This is a genomic window from Roseovarius lutimaris (assembly GCF_900115165.1).
In the GTDB taxonomy this organism is placed as follows: Bacteria; Pseudomonadota; Alphaproteobacteria; order Rhodobacterales; family Rhodobacteraceae; genus Roseovarius; species Roseovarius lutimaris.
In genome coordinates, this window is the sequence record NZ_FOVP01000019.1 from 1 (window position 1) to 16831 (window position 16831).

16 protein-coding genes, 1 tRNA gene and 1 pseudogene are annotated in these 16831 nt (G+C 61.4%); 3 read left to right on the forward strand and 15 right to left on the reverse strand.

The genetic code is table 11. The features are described 5' to 3' along the window. Both BMZ91_RS15885 and BMZ91_RS21520 read right to left on the reverse strand, forming a co-directional pair. Positions 1–242 (reverse strand): annotated as a pseudogene (locus BMZ91_RS15885) (IS256 family transposase); the annotation flags it as partial. A 73-nt stretch (positions 243–315) separates the two neighbouring features. Continuing rightward, positions 316–564, reverse strand: a complete 249-nt coding sequence (locus tag BMZ91_RS21520; RefSeq protein WP_177193895.1) for a hypothetical protein — start codon at positions 562–564, stop codon at positions 316–318. A 69-nt stretch (positions 565–633) separates the two neighbouring features. Here BMZ91_RS21520 and BMZ91_RS15895 point away from each other — a divergent pair, with 69 nt between their 5' ends. Next, positions 634–1098 (forward strand): hypothetical protein, encoded by a 465-nt coding sequence (locus BMZ91_RS15895; protein WP_143076365.1) that lies wholly within the window; start codon positions 634–636, stop codon positions 1096–1098. 152 nt (positions 1099–1250) lie between these two features. On the opposite strand, the gene BMZ91_RS15900 is transcribed toward BMZ91_RS15895, so the two are convergent. Together BMZ91_RS15900 and BMZ91_RS15905 are read right to left on the reverse strand one after the other, a co-directional pair. Further along, positions 1251–1325 (reverse strand) — tRNA-Asn (locus tag BMZ91_RS15900). Between the two features lie 59 nt (positions 1326–1384). Next, positions 1385–2317: an MBL fold metallo-hydrolase gene (locus tag BMZ91_RS15905; RefSeq protein WP_092841021.1), complete on the reverse strand. Its 933-nt coding sequence runs from the start codon at positions 2315–2317 to the stop codon at positions 1385–1387. A gap of 40 nt (positions 2318–2357) precedes the next feature. On the opposite strand from BMZ91_RS15905, the gene BMZ91_RS15910 reads away from it, so the two are divergent. After that, entirely contained in the window at positions 2358–3665 is a 1308-nt protein-coding gene (locus tag BMZ91_RS15910) for an ATP-binding protein (protein WP_092841023.1), read from the forward strand. A gap of 51 nt (positions 3666–3716) precedes the next feature. Here BMZ91_RS15910 and BMZ91_RS15915 read toward each other — a convergent pair whose 3' ends face one another. The 11 genes from BMZ91_RS15915 to BMZ91_RS15965 form a co-directional block, all read right to left on the reverse strand. Then, a complete protein-coding gene (locus tag BMZ91_RS15915; RefSeq protein WP_092841025.1) occupies positions 3717–5225 on the reverse strand; it encodes a DEAD/DEAH box helicase in 1509 nt (502 codons plus the stop codon). A gap of 198 nt (positions 5226–5423) precedes the next feature. Next, positions 5424–6392, reverse strand: coding sequence for a glycosyltransferase family 2 protein (locus tag BMZ91_RS15920; protein ID WP_092841026.1), 969 nt, complete (start codon positions 6390–6392; stop codon positions 5424–5426). Between the two features lie 59 nt (positions 6393–6451). Next, positions 6452–6895: a MaoC family dehydratase gene (locus BMZ91_RS15925; RefSeq protein ID WP_092841029.1), complete on the reverse strand. Its 444-nt coding sequence runs from the start codon at positions 6893–6895 to the stop codon at positions 6452–6454. 112 nt (positions 6896–7007) lie between these two features. Continuing rightward, positions 7008–7880, reverse strand: a complete 873-nt coding sequence (locus BMZ91_RS15930; RefSeq protein WP_092841193.1) for a TIGR01459 family HAD-type hydrolase — start codon at positions 7878–7880, stop codon at positions 7008–7010. Positions 7881–8092: 212 nt separating this feature from the next. Then, entirely contained in the window at positions 8093–8581 is a 489-nt protein-coding gene (locus tag BMZ91_RS15935; protein WP_092841031.1) for a flavin reductase family protein, read from the reverse strand. Positions 8582–8837: 256 nt separating this feature from the next. Beyond that, the gene (locus BMZ91_RS15940; protein WP_092841033.1) at positions 8838–10211 is read right to left on the reverse strand and encodes a TRAP transporter large permease; all 1374 of its coding nucleotides are present in this window, start codon (positions 10209–10211) and stop codon (positions 8838–8840) included. Further along, entirely contained in the window at positions 10211–10891 is a 681-nt protein-coding gene (locus BMZ91_RS15945) for a TRAP transporter small permease (RefSeq protein WP_092841035.1), read from the reverse strand. The genes BMZ91_RS15940 and BMZ91_RS15945 overlap by 1 nt, the downstream gene beginning before the upstream one ends. Before the next feature lie 113 nt (positions 10892–11004). Next, positions 11005–12006: a DctP family TRAP transporter solute-binding subunit gene (locus BMZ91_RS15950; RefSeq protein ID WP_092841037.1), complete on the reverse strand. Its 1002-nt coding sequence runs from the start codon at positions 12004–12006 to the stop codon at positions 11005–11007. Between the two features lie 251 nt (positions 12007–12257). Further along, positions 12258–13484 carry a sigma-54-dependent transcriptional regulator gene (locus BMZ91_RS15955; RefSeq protein WP_092841039.1) on the reverse strand — a complete coding sequence of 409 codons (1227 nt, stop codon included), beginning with the start codon at positions 13482–13484 and terminating at the stop codon, positions 12258–12260. Then, entirely contained in the window at positions 13481–15259 is a 1779-nt protein-coding gene (locus BMZ91_RS15960; protein WP_092841041.1) for a sensor histidine kinase, read from the reverse strand. The genes BMZ91_RS15955 and BMZ91_RS15960 overlap by 4 nt, the downstream gene beginning before the upstream one ends. A gap of 55 nt (positions 15260–15314) precedes the next feature. Continuing rightward, positions 15315–15869: a YqgE/AlgH family protein gene (locus tag BMZ91_RS15965; RefSeq protein WP_092841043.1), complete on the reverse strand. Its 555-nt coding sequence runs from the start codon at positions 15867–15869 to the stop codon at positions 15315–15317. A gap of 146 nt (positions 15870–16015) precedes the next feature. Here BMZ91_RS15965 and BMZ91_RS15970 point away from each other — a divergent pair, with 146 nt between their 5' ends. Next, positions 16016–16825: a protein-disulfide reductase DsbD domain-containing protein gene (locus tag BMZ91_RS15970; protein WP_092841045.1), complete on the forward strand. Its 810-nt coding sequence runs from the start codon at positions 16016–16018 to the stop codon at positions 16823–16825. Positions 16826–16831: the final 6 nt, after the last annotated feature.

Sequence of the window (16831 nt, forward strand, 5' to 3'; positions counted from 1 at the left end):
CGTTGGACATCCAGAGCGCCAATCCCTGTCTGGATCTGCCGTTCAGGGCCAAATCCGTGCCGCACAATCCGCTGGCGGCCATCCTCCAGCTGCTCTTCAGCAAAACTGGCGACAAACGCATCAGCTTCGGCTTTCAGCGCTTCCGCCAACATCCGGCGCGCGCCGTCACGGGCAAGCTCTGTCAGCGGATCCAAGATCATTTCCGATTGGCGAAAAGGCAGGATAGTTGTATCTTCATTCATGGCGTATCGCTCCTCGTGAGGTTCTGGCTGGCTTGATCACCTGCCACGATACGCCGCCCTTCAAATCACGCCATCACCCAAATTCCCGCATAGCTCGGCTCTGGGCTGGGAAGGTGCCTTGCTGGTCAAGGTCGAACAAGAACCTATCCGCGAACCAATACATGAACCCGCGCACGAACTCAGGATAGTCCCGGCCTTTCTCGTCGCAGACGTGCATAGCCGCCATGACGTAGTGCGGGAGTGGTTCAAACTCGAAGCGAAGGCGCAGGTAGTCGAGAAAGACCTCCTCGAAACACTCAGTTTGAACTGGCTGTTTTTCCACGGAACTCGCTTTCGGTGACAAAGGACGTGCCAACAAGGCGTAACCCAAACCATCCGAAAGGACTACCAAATGCCCATTAGAACCCTGATCGAAGCCGCCGCTAACCGGTTCAACGTCGCCCGGTGTGATCTCGACTACCTTATTGCTCATGCCGCAAGTCCCGGCGTGACTGAGATGCTCAACGCAGATGATGATTACGACTACTTCGGATCACTCGCCGAGCATGAGTGCCAACTCGCACGACTGGCGGAAGTGAAGGACGCAGACGATTTAATTGATGCCTGTATCGGCCTGCGGGACTGCGGCTACGAGGATCCGTCGGTTGTCGAGAAGGTGAAAGCAGCGGTGGAGGTGGTCGGCAACGACCAACTGATGGAAGGCATTGCTTCCATCGAAGATCAGACCGAACTCGTCAATACCATCCTGCGCGCATATGACTTCGGTAACACTGGTGTCCTTGTCTTGCAGATGGATGGCTCGGCCCTTGTGCGCATCCCCATCGCGAGCATTCCAGTAATCTCGAACGCTGCGTGAAAGTAGATCGCGGCAAACGGGCGGCTGCTTCGGTGGCCGCCCAATCACGTTGCAGAACCACCCAATGTTGTAGAGTTGTTGCAGAGCCATGAACAACGGCAAAGGCCGCTCAACAGAGCGGCCTTTATGTCATTGATCTCTATGTGAGATTTTGGCTCCGGCGGTAGGGATCGAACCTACGACCAATTGATTAACAGTCAACTGCTCTACCGCTGAGCTACGCCGGAACACTTGGGCCGTATAGCAATCAGGTTTCGCAAGGTCCAGAGGGATTGTGACAAAAAATTCACCCTGGCGCATCATTCCCTGTCGGGCGGGCGAACCGGCTGTCGGCGTGCAGGGGGCCTTGCGGGAAAGCCTCGGATTTTTGCATGAGATCAATCAGATGGGCCAGTACGTTGCGCGCGGCGGCGGGCATCAGTTTTGCGGGCGTGTCGGTATAGATCTCATGGGCGATTTGCGTGGCCGTGCGCGCGCCCTGATCAAGCGCCGCAAGAATCGCCGCCTCGCGCCCCCGGCGATGGCCGATCAGCCAGTCAAGCCGCGCGGCGGGGGTGTCGATCGGGGCGCCGTGGCCAGGCAGGTGGCGGCGCGACGCAAGCGCCTTGAGCCGCGCGCAGGAGGCCATGAAATGCGTCAGATCGCCGTCGGGCGGCGAGACGAGCGAGCTTGCCCACCCCATCACCAGATCGCCGGTAAAGACCTCGTCACCGCTCTCAAAGCACAGGTGATTGCAAAAATGGCCCGGTGTCCAATGCGCCTTGAGGTGCCAGCCATCACCGGCGATCTCCTGACCATCAAGAAGCGCAATGTCGGGGGCAAACCCGTGGTCGACGCCTTCACCACCGCCAATCTCGCCGGTCTCGCAGAGCGCGGTCATCACCGGGCTGCGGCCTGCGCGTGCATCGCCGTAAGCCAGCACAGGCGCGCCGGTCTCGGCGGCGAGAGGCGCGGCAAGCGGCGAGTGGTCCAGGTGCGAATGGGTCACAAAAATATGGCTGATTCTCTGGCCCGGCTCCAGGGCGTCAAGGATCGCGGCAAGATGTGCGGGGTCATCCGGGCCGGGATCAATCACCGCCAGATTGCGCCGCCCGAGAAGATAGGTATTGGTGCCCCAGAACGTCATCGGCGAGGGGTTGGGCGCCAGAATGCGGCGCAGATCCGGGCCGATCATATCTGCATGGCCAAAATCCGGCCTTTCGCCTTGGGGGAGGTGCATGGCTCTTCCTTCTCTCTGCGCGGGGGGCTAGGTTTGGGCAATGTCGTTACGCTGGCTAAAACCCTATGTGCCCCGCAGCCTCTATTGGCGGGCAACGCTGCTCCTGCTTTTGCCGGTGGTCACGCTGTTGCTTGTTGTTTCGATCGTGTTCATTCAACGCCATTTCGAGGGTGTGACGCAACAGATGACCGAGACGGTCAACCGTGAAATCGTGGCGGTGCTTGGCGATGGCACGCGCCCGCCCGAGGCCCTGATCAATCAGCCGGTTGCCAGAACGCTGAACATCAACCTGTCTGTCATCCCCCAGGCGGAAATCCCGGAAAGCGATTTTCGCCGTTGGTATGATTTTTCGGGTGTTGTTGTGATCCGCGAATTCAAGAAGGCGTTTCCCGATCTGAAGGTGGTCGAACTGACCGATGACAGCGCGGTGCGGCTGTATTTCTTGCGCGACGGGCAGGGCATAAAGCTGGTGTTTGACCGACGCCGGGTTTCGGCGCGCCAGCCGCACCAACTCTTGGTGAACATGGTGTTTTTCGGTGTGTTGATGACCGTCATTTCGTATATCTACCTGCGCAAACAGCTGCGCCCGATCACCCGGCTGGCGCGGGCCGCCGAGGCATTTGGGCGCGGGCGCCATGTGCCCTATCGCCCGACGGGTGCGGCTGAGGTGCGCGCGGCGGGCGGCGCGTTTCTGGACATGCGGGCCCGGATCGAGCGCCAGATTGAACAACGCACGCTGATGCTCTCGGGGGTCAGCCACGACCTGCGCACACCGCTGACGCGGCTGCGGCTTGGCCTTGCCATGCTGGACGAGGAAGAGGCCGAACCGATGTTGCGCGATGTCGAGGATATGCAACGGCTTCTGGACGGGTTTCTGGCCTTTGCGCGCGGCGCCCAGGAGGGCGAGGCAGAGCCGGTCGATCCCATCGCCCTTGTCCGTCAGATTGTCGAGGATGCACAGCGCAGCCAGGTCAATGTGACCCTCACCGAGACCAGCGGCGAAGGCGAGATCAGCCTGCGCATCGGCAGCATCCGCCGTGCGGTCGAAAACCTGATCAACAACGCAGTCCGCTATGGCAGCCGCGCCGAGGTTTCCGTTGTGCTGACCGAAAAGTCGCTGCGCATCCGGGTCGAGGATGACGGGCCGGGCATTGCCGTCGAAAGCCGCGAAGAGGCGGTCAAGCCCTTCGCGCGGCTGGAACCCGCACGCAATCAGAACCGCGGCACCGGGGTGGGGCTTGGCTTGTCCATCGTTCTGGACGTGGCGCGCGCCCATGGCGGCACCCTGCGTCTTGGGGAAAGCGATCACCTTGGCGGATTGCAGGCCGATATCGTGATTGCCCGCTAGGGCCAAGGGGTGGGGGGCTAGCCAGCCCTTTCAGGCTGGCGCGCTGACGTCCTAGCGCGTGCGCCGCTCGTCAAAGCTCAGGGCGATAAAGCCGGGCAGATGATCGCCCATCCCGGTGACCTTGCCGCCACCCTGATCCTGACGCCCGCGATCAGACCCGCCGCCGCGCCGCGACGTGCGCTCTTTGCGCTCTGGCTTGGGCGTGGCGTGCTGTGGCTCTGGTGTTGCCTCTTTGGCCGTCACAGGAGCCTCGGGCGCCTCTTGCGGCTTGGCTGCGGCATCTGCATTTGCAACCGCTGCGTCGGGTTTGGGCTCTTCGGATTTCTTCGACCGGCGGCTTATCCGCGGTTTGGCGGCTTTCTTCTCGGGTGCGGGGGCGGCTTCGGTCTCGGCTTCCGGTGCGGCGCCCGATTGCAACGGGTTGTCGATGCGCGGGATCGGCTTTTGCAGCAGATCCTCGATCGCGCCGAGGTTCTTTTCATCGCGCGGAATGCAGATCATCAGCGCCTTGCCATCGCGCCCGGCGCGCCCGGTGCGGCCGATCCGGTGCACGTAATCCTCGGCGTGGCTTGGCACATCGAAGTTGAACACATGGCTGACGGCGGGCACATCGAGGCCGCGCGCAGCCACATCCGAGGCGATCAGAAACCGCAGATCGCCGGCCCGGAATCCATCCAGCGTGCGTGTGCGTTGGCTTTGATCGAGATCGCCGTGAATGGGGGCCGCATCATAGCCGTATTTGGTCAGCGACTTGGCCACGATATCGACATCGACCTTGCGATTGCAGAACACGATGGCATTGGTGCATTTGTCACCTTCACGGTCGATCAGCGCGCGCAAAAGATTGCGCTTTTCAGTGGCTTCACGGTCGCGGCGCGAGGCCTTGAGCATGACCACGCCCTGCTCGATCGTTTCAGAGGCAGTGGCCTGACGGGCCACTTCGACGCGCACGGGCGAAGACAAAAAGGTGTTGGTGATCCGCTCGATCTCGGGCGCCATGGTGGCAGAGTAAAACAGCGTCTGGCGGGTAAAGGGCGTCAGCGAAAAGATGCGCTCGATATCGGGAATGAACCCCATATCAAGCATGCGGTCGGCCTCATCCACCACCATGATCTGAACGCCGGTCAGCAACAGCTTGCCACGTTCGAAATGATCCAGAAGACGACCGGGCGTGGCGATTAGCACATCGACGCCCTTGTCGATCAGCTTGTCCTGTTCCTTGAACGACACCCCGCCAATCAGCAACGCCTTGGTCAGCTTGAGGTGTTTTGAATAGGTTTCAAAGTTCTCGGCCACCTGCGCGGCCAGCTCGCGCGTCGGGCAGAGCACAAGGCTGCGCGGCATCCGCGCGCGCGCGCGACCGCGTGCCAGAAGCGACAGCATGGGGAGTGTAAAGCTTGCGGTTTTTCCGGTGCCGGTCTGGGCAATGCCCAAAACGTCGCGACCTTCAAGGGCAGGGGGGATCGCCGCCGCCTGAATTGGGGTCGGGGTTTCATATCCTGCATCCTCGACAGCTTTGAGGACTTTGGGATTAAGATTCAGATCTGAAAATTTGGTCATGTGTATCCGCGATTTACGGACACAATCCTGGCCCGCACGTATGATGCCGGGTCGGGCCCCTCTTGGGCCTGTGGTTCTCCACATGGGTGATCCGGTGGCTTGCACTTACCTGAATATGGGGGGGGTGGTCAATGCAATGCGCAGAAGTGGCGACAAAGCGCAGGGTCACTGCTTTGATTGTATCCAGATCGGCAACAATTACACGTGGTCCGGGAAATGCAGCGCGCGTTTCCGGTCAAGATCAAGGGCCACGCTATGCAGATGGCCATGCGCGGCGAGGCGTGCGCGCAGGTCCGGCGTGGCGGTGCAGACCTCGTCAAAGAACCGCCGCAGGGCGGTCTCGCCGCCATCCGCCTCAAGCAATGAGAACAGTGCATGCATGTTCAGCCCGGCGCCATCGATCATCGGCGCCGCCTTTAACCCCTCGCGGTACGATCCATGCCGCAGCCGATAGGCATAGGCCGATTGCCAGTGTTCCCAGCTTGGGGCGTGCAGGTGACAGAGTCGCGTCTCGGCGAGTTCGACCGGCCTGTCATCCATCACATTGTCGACAAAAGCGTTGTGAATCCGGAGGCTTATGTTCTCAAGCCCGGTGCGCACAAAGACCTTGCCCGCGACATGGCTGACAAAGCCGCCATTCAGATGCGGCCCGAAGGTTGGATAGATATCATTGGTTTCCTCGCGGCGGCGGCCTTGAAACCGGGCGCAGGATTTGAACCATTGCTGCCCGTCTTGCGGCGGATCGGCGGGGTCCGGCGCCAGGGCTTCGATCGGGCGGGCGCGCGCGCTCAGCGTCTCGGCGGGCAGGGCGGCCAGTTGCGCCGACAGCGGCCTGTCGGGCAGCAGGAACTCGTCAACGTCGATATGAGCCAGCCAATCCACCTGCGGTCGCCGGTTCAGGCAATGGGTGGCGTTCAGGCTCTGGCGTGGCTGATGGGCATCGGGGCGACCCTTGCGCCGACGACGGCGCCAATAGCCCTCGTCACACAGAATCACCCGGCATTTGGGATGTGCGCGCAGGGCGGCCTCGGCCGCCTCGTTGGGGGCATCAAGATAGACGTGGACGCGATGCGCCCCCAGGTCGAGGTGATGGGCGGCAAAGCTCAGAATATCGCGGGCAGGCGCCTTGATGGTCGCCACAACGCCCCAGGTGGGTGTTTTTGTCATGGGCGCAGAATGCGGTCACGCCGGGGGCGGCGCAAGGGCCAAAGACCGCGCGGAGAGCGTTAGTCGAACTTGCGCGACGGCGCCAGAACGGTGGCTTCGCCGATCAATACCTTCTTGCCGTTCACCAGACAGCGGCAATCAAGCTGCACCCGGCGTTTGCCGTGGTCAATCGCGATCACTTCAACCTCGGCATGGACCATGTCACCAGGGCGCACAGGGCCGAGAAACTTGAGGCTTTGCCCCATGTAGACCGTGCCATGACCGGGCAATTGCTCGCCAATCACCGCCGAAATCAGCCCGGCGGTCAGCATGCCATGGGCGATGCGACCCTCAAAGATCGTGTCGCGGGCATACTCATCGTCCAGATGCACCGGATTGCGGTCGGTCGAGACCTCGGCGAACATCTCGATGTCGCGGTCGGTGACAACTTTGCGCAGATGGCGCGTCATGCCCATTTCAATGTCTTCGATACAGATCGTGCCGCGTGGCATATTATCCAACATGCGCCCCTCCGGGTGGTGTGCTGCGTTGCTTGGTGCGTAATATTAAGGCGTTTAAAGTGCCCTTATTGGAATTTTATTACTTCGCAGCCGCAGAAAAATCAAGCCTTTTCTGTCAGCGTAGAAACCCGATGGCATAGCTTGGAGAGGCGTTTTCTTTTGTGAGGTAAGCGCTTAGCGCCTCCGGGTCGGGGTGCTGCGACGTTTTGGTCTCCTGTGCGGCAAGGCCGCCGGTGATGAAAAGAGAATCGATATCCTCGCCCATGGCCCCGGCGATATCGGTCAGAATCCCGTCACCGATCGCCAGAATGCGGGCGTCTTCGACATCGCGGCCAAGCTCTGCCAGGCGGCGGCGGGCGAGATCATAGATCGGCGGATGCGGCTTGCCGAAATAGAGGCTTTCACCGCCCATTTCGGTGTAGAGCCGGGCCAGTGCGCCGGCACACCATTCGCGGGTCTCGCCGCGGTCCACCACGATATCGGGATTGGCACAGAGGAGTTTCATCCCCTTTTGTTTGGCATATAGAAACTGCGGACGCATCTCGGCGGGGTCGGCGGCGGGATCGAACGGCCCGGCGCAGACGATGCCTTCGGCCTCATCCAGCGGTACGCGCTGGATATCGACGGGGTTCTCGATCAGGTGCAGCGGCTCAAAGAACCTGGTGTCGCGGTCCTCGCCGATGAAATACACCTTTTCGCCGACCACGCCGCGAAACATCGCGGCACGCGCACTGTCGCCCGAGGTGGCAATGGTATCCCAGGCGTCATCGGGCACACCAAAGCCGACAAGCTGTTTTTCGACGCCGTGGCGGGCGCGCGGCGAATTGGTCAGCAAAACCACAATGCCGCCACTCGCGCGGTAAGCCTGAAGCGCCGCGACAGCATCGGGAAAGGCGCGCACCCCGTCATGCACACAGCCCCAGAGATCGACGAAAAGGGCGTCGTAATGCGGGGAAATCTCGGCGAGAGAGGGGATGATGCTGGTCATGGGCGCGCTCCGGCTTGGCAAATGTCGCGCGAGATATGGCAGGCGCAGCCCGATTTGGCCAGCGGCGGCGATATGAGTATTTGGACCAAGAAGAAGAGCAGGGCGCGCATAAAGCATGTTGCTCAAAAGTGGGCACCGGTTTTGAGCTTGCCGAACATGCGAAATCAATACGTCAGAGCGTGTCGCGTGAAGTCGAATGAACGCGACCTGCTCTAGGTCTTGTGCGGGCGCACGATGTGATATCCGCCGCTGAGATAGGTCAGCGGTTTTTCCCCGGCATTTGCGAGTTCAAGGACGCTGCCGATGCAGATCGCGTGGCTGCCATGGATCATCTGATCGGTCAGGGCGCAGGAAAAGGCTGTGGCGCGGGGCAGGATCGGCCCCTGGGCGCCATTGCTCACCGCGAGGTTGCAAAACCGGTCGCCGGGGTCGTCGGGCGAGGGGCCGGCAAAGGCGCGCGCCACATCAACCGCGTCTTCGGGCAGGACATTGACGCAAAACGCGCGGTTGTCGATGACGGCGCGCGCGATCCGGCTATCGGAGCGCAGGCAGACCAGCACCGAAGGCGGGTCGGCGGTGAGCGAGGTGAAGGCGCTTACCGTGGCGCCGACGCGCCCCGCCGGGCCATCGGTGGTGACAACCGTGACCGTGGCCGCAACCTGACGCATGGCGGCGAGAAAGACGTCGCGATCAACGCTCATGGCTGGTGCCTTTGGGGCTTTGTGGTCACGCGATGCTCTCCTGTCCGGGATGGGCGGCACCCATGGTTATCGGTGAAATGTGGCAGGGTAAAGGATTTCTCCTGACAGGGCCATGTAGCGCAGGGAGGGTGAGCTTTCAAACCCTGTTGCCGGTTCTTGTTACAAGACGGCGGATGTCGGAGCTTGAATTGAAAAACACCACGCAAGCTGCGGCCTGCGTGGTGCGATGTTTTCAAGCCCGCCGAGGCGGGCGGCGCTAATTGGTAATGATTTCGGGGCCCATGAAGGTATTGGGCAGGACCGTCGAAATCCAGGGCACATAGGTTACGATGATCAGGAACACGAAGAGCACCGCGAGGAACGGCAGCGCGGCGCGCACCACCGCCATCATCGGCATGCCGGCCACGCCCGATGTCACGAAGAGGTTGAGGCCGACCGGCGGGGTGATCATGCCGATTTCCATGTTCACCACCATGATGATGCCAAGGTGGATCGGGTCGATGCCCAGCTCCATCGCGATCGGAAAGACCAGCGGCGCCACGATCACCAGAAGGCCCGAGGGCTCCATGAACTGCCCGCCGATCAGCAGGATCACATTGACCATCACCAGGAACATCACCGGACCAAAGCCCGCGCTCAGCATGGCGTTGGCGATGCTTTGGGGGATCTGTTCATCGGTGAGAACATGCTTGAGGATAAGCGCATTGGCGATCACGAACAAAAGCGTGACCGTCAGCTTGCCCGCATCCAGCAGGGTCTTTTTCGTATCCGGATGGACAAAGGCGGTCAGGAGTGCGTGTGGTTTGCGCATCAGGCTTATCGAACTGCCGTCAGAGGCCGACAGCGGCCCCATGTCCTTATAGACGAAACAGGCGATGAAGAAGGAATAGACCGCCGCGACCGCCGCCGCTTCTGTGGGGGTGAAGATGCCGCCATAGATGCCGCCAAGGATGATCACGATCAGGAACAGGCCCCAGCCTGCTTCGCGCCCCGAGGTCCAGATCTCGCCCCAGCCTTTCCAGTCGCCTTGCGGCAGGCCCTTGATCTTGGCGATGGCATAGATGGTGATCATCAGCATGGACCCCGCCATGATGCCCGGAATGACGCCCGCCAGGAACATCCGCCCCACCGAAACATCAACCGAGGCGGCATAGACCACCATCACGATCGACGGCGGAATGAGGATACCAAGCGTGCCCGCGTTACAGATCACACCGGCGGCGAATTCCTTGCTATAGCCAACCTGACGCATGCCCGCGATCACGATAGAACCGATGGCGACCACGGTGGCGGGCGAGCTGCCCGAGAGGGCGGCAAACAGCATACAGGCAAACACGCCCGCAATCGCCAGACCACCGGGCAAATGCCCCACGCAGGCGATTGAGAAGCGGATGATCCGCTGCGCCACGCCGCCGGTGGTCATAAAGCTTGAGGCAAGAATGAAGAACGGGATCGCAAGCAGGGTATAATGGCCGACAAAGGCCTCAAGCAGGGTGCCCGCGACCGAGCCGAGCGAACTGTTGGAATAGATTAACAGGAACAGGGTCGAACTCAGACCGAGCGAGACGGCAATCGGCACCCCGATCAAAAGCAGGGTAACGACCATCGTAAAGAGCAAAAGCACGTCCATTATCGCGGTCCTTCCCGGGTTTCGCGCTCATGACTGCTGCGAATTTCATCAAGCTCGTCTTCGACCTCATGCGAGGCGACAAGGCGATCCACCTCGCCCTTCCATATCTGCACTGCGACCTGTGAAAAGCGCAGGACCAGCAGCACCGCCGAAATCGGCAGAACGATGTAAGGCACCACCTTGGGCAGCTTTTCATAACTGTCGCCATAGTTGATCATATCTTCGAGAAAGCGAAACACACCGAGCATCGGCACATCCTGCACCTCGTAAAAGCTCTGGCTGCGGGCGGTCATGTCAAACCCGGTCGGGAACCAGCGCCCCGAGGTGGGGGGCAGATCCGCGAACACCGCCCAATAGTCATAGGCACCCTTCAACAGCAGCAGCGAGAACAGCAGACAGGCCGTGACCGAGATCAGCGCCAGAATGCGACGCACCGGCGGCGAGGTCATGTTCAGAACCGCATCCACCCCAAGGTGAGAGTGTTTCTTGACCGCATAAGACGCGCCCAGAAGCACGAGCCAGCCGAAAAGAAACACGGTCAATTCCAGTGCCCAGAGAATATTTGAGTTGAATACATACCGCGCCACGACATTGGCGAAGGTGATTATGGTCATCAGCCCAAGAAGCGCGGCAATGATCGATTCCTCGATATTGTCGATTAGCCCAGCTTTGTGCTTCATCGTCCCATTTCCCAGATTTTGTTGTTATTGCTTACACTTCGGGCGGGTCTTTTAAACCCGCCCGATGCAGACACAGACCTTTGTTGCCAAGGGTCGTACTGGTTAAACCCGAATTACGAGTTCGAGTTTGACGCGACGGCCGCGTCAATGTTTTCCTGGCCAACGTCGCCTTTGAACTGGTCCCAGACAGGTTTCATGACTTCAACCCATTTGGTCCGCTGTTCGGGGGTCAGCTGTCGCACAACACCACCGGCGTCGATGATCGCCTGTTTGGCTTCGGCATTCACCCTGGAGGATTCGGCGTTGCGCACGTCGGTCACTTCCTTGACGATTGTCTGGAACTGCTCGCGCACGGCCGGGTCAAGGCTGTCGAGCCAATCAACGCTGGTCACCAGAAGATAGTCGATGATGCCGTGATTGGTTTCGGTCGTGCCGTCCTGAACCTCGAAGAATTTCTTGCCGTAGATGTTGGACCAGGTGTTTTCCTGACCATCGACAACGCCCTGTTGCAGCGCGCCATACACCTCGGAGAAGGCCATTTTCTGGGGGCTGCCGCCGATGGCGGCCATTTGCGCCACAAGAACGTCCGACGACTGAACCCGGAACTTGAGGCCATCGGCATCCGAGGGCTCGATCAGCGGTACATTGGCCGACATCTGTTTCATGCCGTTGTGCCAATAGGCCAGACCCTGAAGACCACGGCGTTGCATCGAATCGAGCATGCCCTGGCCGGTTGCAGAGGCCTGAAAGGCGTCAACCGCATTCACATCCGAGAACAGGAACGGAAGGTCGAACAGGCGGAATTGCTTGGTGAACTTTTCGAACTTCGACAGCGACGGCGCGGCCAGTTGCACATCGCCTTGCAGCATGGCTTCGAGCACTTTGTCGTCATTGTAAAGGGTCGAGTTCGGGTACACCTCAAGGCACATCGTGCCGTTCATCTCTTCGTTGATACGCTTTTCAAGCAGCGAGGCGGCAATGCCCTTGGGGTGTTTGTCGGTGTTGGTCACATGGCTGAACTTGACGACGATTTCACCATCGTCGCAAGCGGCCATTGCCGCGTTGGCACCCACGGTCAGGGCCAGTGCCGAGGCGGCAGCGGTCAAAAATTTCATTCGGGTCTCCTCCCATTTTGAGACTGGTCTGCGCAGCGCTCAAAAGCGCGCGGTAACCATATCGTGAGAGAAAGCGTGCGTGGCCTCAAGCAATTGTATGGAAAATGCGCAATGCGCCGGATTTTTAACCATTTTCATAGGGTTGCACGACAAAGGCGATGTGGTGCTTGATCGCCTCTGCGCACGGTGTGCGGAAAACCGCACGAGGTGTCGCCACATTGTGCGGTTTTCCGCACAAATGATCGGCGCGATCAGCGGCGGTAATCCTCGGGGCGAATCCCATAGCGCGCGAGTTTGTCGTAAAACGTCTTGCGCGGCAGTTTGAGCGCCTTTGCCGCCTCTGAGGCACGGCCGTTTTGCCGCCCGAGCGCCGCGATCAGCAAAGAGCGTTCGACCCGCGCCATCTGATCGCTGAGGCCAAGATCGGTGGCGGCACCGTCATCGGGCATGCCCAGCACAAAGCGCATCGCCGCCGACATCAGAGAGCGCGCGTTGCCCGGCCAATCCTGCGCCATCAGCGCAGCAAGGCGATCGGGGTCAATGTCGGGCGGCGTCAGCCCGGCCTGTTCCGCCGCCTGCGCCACGTAATGGCGAAACAGCACCGGAATATCCTCGGGGCGCTCGGAGAGGGCGGGAATACGCACACGCATCACGTCAAGGCGGTAAAAAAGGTCGGCGTTAAAGCGCCCGGCCTCGACCGCAGCCGACAGATCGGCGGTGCTGCCACCGATCAGGCGCGCGCTGTCGCCATCTTCAAGACGCTCAAGCAGTGTATATTGCGCCTCGGCGGGCAGGGCGCCGATTTCATCAAGGAACAGATTGCCGCCCAGGGCCGATTGAAACGCCGTCTCAAGCGCGCCGGGATCAAGTGTCGCGGCGGCACGTTTCACATAGGGCCCGCCCGCGCCGGGCGACATGTGATGGATGACCTCGGCCACCTTTGAAACGCCTGCGCCTGCCGGGCCGGTCACCAGCACTTCGGTGCCCGCGCGCGCCGCCTGTCGCACCCGCGCGCGCAGGTCTTCGGCAAGTTGCGAGGTGCCAAACAGCATCCGCGCAGCCGGATCGCCGGTTTCAAGCTGCGCCTTGAGGCGGCGATTTTCCAGCACCAGCGCGCGGTTCTTTATCGCCCGCTCCAGCACCGGGATAAGCGCGTCGGGCGCACAGGGTTTTTCGAGGAAATCAAACGCCCCTTGCGCCATCGCCTTGACCGCCATCGGTATATCGCCTTCGCCGGTCAGCAGGATCACCGGCAATTCGTCGTCAAGCGCGCGGGTATGGGCCAGAAGGTGAAACCCGTCGCGCCCCGGCATGCGGATGTCGGACAAGATCACGCCGTCAAACTCGGGCGTGATATGGTCTTTGGCCTCGATGAATGATCCCGCCGCGCATACGCTGTAATCGGCCAGCTCAAGCGTCTGCGCCAGGGCCTCGCGCACCGGGCGGTCATCATCCACCACTAGAACCTGTCGGATCATGCGGCCCCCTCTCTTTGCTCTGCGGGCAGGGCGGCATCGGCCCACGGGTCAAGTTCGACGGTGAATTCCGCGCCACTGCCGGTATTGGCGCCGCTGATCTTGCCGCCAAAACTCTGCACAAGTCCGTAGGAAATCGACAGCCCGAGGCCCATGCCGTCGCCAGCCCCGACAAGTTTGGTGGAATAGAACGGATCGAAGATCTTTTCCGGCTCTTCGATGCCGGGGCCGGTGTCGCGCAAGCGCACGGTGACCGGCGCGCCATCCTTGAGTGTGATTTCAAGCCGTTTCAGATCGCTATCGGTCATTGCATCGGCGGCATTGGTGATCAGGTTGATCAGAACCTGGCCAAGGCGTACCTCGCCGCCGCGCACCCAGACCGGGGCGGCGGGCGCCTGCCAGACAACCTCGATGTCGGCACTGCGCAGCCGTGCGCCGGTCATCTCAAGCGCGCTCTCGATCACCTGCACGATATCGACCTGTCCCATCGGCTCGTTTTCATTGCGCACAAAGGCGCGCAGGTTGCGGATGATCCGGCTCATCCGGTGGGCCATCTCGTCAATCCGGCCAAGGTTTTCGGCGGCTTTCTCGGGTTCCTTGCGCTGCAGGAAGGCGCCGCCATTGGCGGCGAATTGCCGGATCGCCATGAGCGGCTGGTTCAACTCGTGGCTGATGCCGGCGCTCATCTGGCCAAGCGCGCGCAGCTTGCCGGCCTGCACAAGCTCGGCCTGGGCGCGCTTGAGCGCGGCCTCGGCCTCCTGGCGCTCGCGCACTTCGCGGCGCAGGGCAAGGTTGGTCCGGGTCAGGGTCGCGGTGCGCTCGGCGACGCGGCCCTCAAGCTGGGCATTGGCGCGTGCCAGGCTGCGCCGCCGCTCCTGGGTGAGGACAAGCAAAGCGCCAAAGAACAACAGCACCCCGGCCACCGCGCCGGCCTGAAGTGCCGCGATCTGGCGGGCAGGGGCCACATTGACAAGCGCCACCCCGGTCATGCCGATGCGCGGCAATGCCTGCCCCAGTTGCAGCGCGCGTTTGGGAAGGTAGGGACCAAGATCGACCTGCCAGATTTCATGCGGGCCGACGCTTTGGCGGGCAAAGCTGATCGGCGCCCCCTCGGGCGGAATCAGCATTTCATCGCCGGGCACCCCGCGCCAGCCGAGCAGTTCCGAGCGGTTCGACATGAACACCCGGCCATCGTCATCGACCAGAAACACCGCCGTCTGTGACCCGCGCCAGCCGAATTCGACGTTCTCGGCATCGGCAAGGACCACAAGCGCGCCCTGAACCTTGCCATTGCTGGCAAAAGAGGGCGCGGCAAATTGGAAAACCCGCCGCCTGGCCGCGCCCTCAAGCCCATGCGCGGTGCCAAGCGCGCCATCCATCGCACGGGTGAAATACTCTGAGCGGGCAAGACCTTCGGGCGCGTGCGCCTTTGATCCGGCAAGAACATCGCCCATGGCATCGACATAAAACAGCGCGGTGGCTCCGGTCCGGTCGGCAGCGGCCACCAGAAGACGGCGCGCCGCGTCCTGTTGATGCGGGGTGCCGGGGCCGCTCAGGGCGGTCAGGGTTGGATGCCCGGCCAGAGCGACCGCCTGATCGCGGTAGCGTTGCAGATCGGAAACCAGCCCGCCCAGCACCAAAGACATATCCGCCGTGCCGCGCCGCTCAAGTTGATCAAGCGCCTGACGATAGCCGTAATGCCAGACGGTGCCGCCGATCAGGGCGACGACAAGCACGAAAGGCACAATGATCAGACTTGAGGGCGGTGTGCGCGACATGCGGCCCAATCTATCAGCGCCGCGCGGCCCTTGGAAAGCGCCAAAACGCGGGGGGTCAGGCGTGCCCGGCCTCAGAGGACAGCATCAGCGGTGACACGCCAAGGCGTTCGAGGGCGGCTTCCCACTTGTCCGGATCGGGGGTGTCAAACACCAGTTCGTGATCCGCGTCGCAGGTCAGCCAGCCATTTTGCGCAAGTTCCGCCTCAAGCTGTCCTGGTCCCCAGCCGGCATAGCCAAGCGCCAGAAGAGCCTTTGCCGGGCCGCGCCCGTCGGCGAGATCCTCAAGGATATCAAGCGTGGCCGTCATCGCAAAATCGGCGTTCACATTCAGCGTCGAGATCGCCGAGTTGTATCCCCGATCATGCAGGACAAACCCGCGCCCATGCTCCACCGGGCCGCCGAAATAAACCGGCAATTCGCGCGCGTCATGCCCGATCGTGATCGAGAGCTGTTCAAACAGGTCGCGCGCCTTCAAATCCGGTGTCGGCCTGTTGACGATCAACCCCATCGTCCCCTCGGGCGAATGGGCGCACAGAAAGACCACCGCATTGCCAAAGCGCGGATCGCCCATATCGGGCATGGCAATCAGGATTTTTCCGGTCAGATCCATATTCTCGGTCAAGTGAGGCACCTCTTTGTCTTTATACGAGAATGGGCATCGCGACGCCTCTGTGCAAGCGCGGCATTAACGCCACGCTCATAATTCTCTCTGGAAAGTGAGTTGGCATTCGCCGCGAAGTGGCCCATTTCAGGTGCATGATTAAAGCGTTCTTCCTCTTTTTCGTTGCGGCCCTGTCGCTTGGCGTGCATGCGGCGTCCGCCCAATCCATTGATGACATGGCAGAGGTCACCATCCTGCCGGGCTGGACCATGGCCGACGGCACCCATATGGCCGCGTTGAAATTCGTGCTGGAAGACGGCTGGAAAACCTATTGGCGCGCGCCGGGCGAGGCGGGCATTCCGCCGCGCTTCAACTGGAGCGGATCGCGCAATCTGGCCGATGTGACGGTGGAATGGCCGACGCCGGTGCAAACCGTGACCAGCGGCATGCGCACCATCGGCTATGAGCATTCTCTGGTCTTGCCGATCCGGATCAACCCTGCAAGAGCCGAGCAGCCCATCCATCTTGCCGCCGAGCTTGAGATCGGCATTTGCAGCGATATCTGCGTGCCTGTCACCCTGAAGATCGCACAGGATCTTCCAAGCGGCGTTACCCGCCCCGACCCTCAGATCGCCGCCGCGCTTGCCTCGCGCCCCTATACCGCCAAAGAGGCCGGGGTTGGCCGTGTCGTTTGTCGCGTGACGCCGATAAAGGGCGGGCTTGCCATCCTCGCCGAGGTGGATATGGAGCAGATGGGCGCCAACGAGCTTACCGTTCTGGAAACCGACAATCCCGATCTCTGGGTGACGCAGGCGGTGATGTCGCGCAACGGCAATCGTCTGCGCGCCGAGGCCGAGGTTTTCCACGCCGAGGGTCATAGCTTTGCGCTGAACCGCTCGGGGCTGCGGATCACGGTGCTCAGCAGCGGCGATGCGGTTGATATCCGGGGCTGTCCGGCGGGATAATCCGTC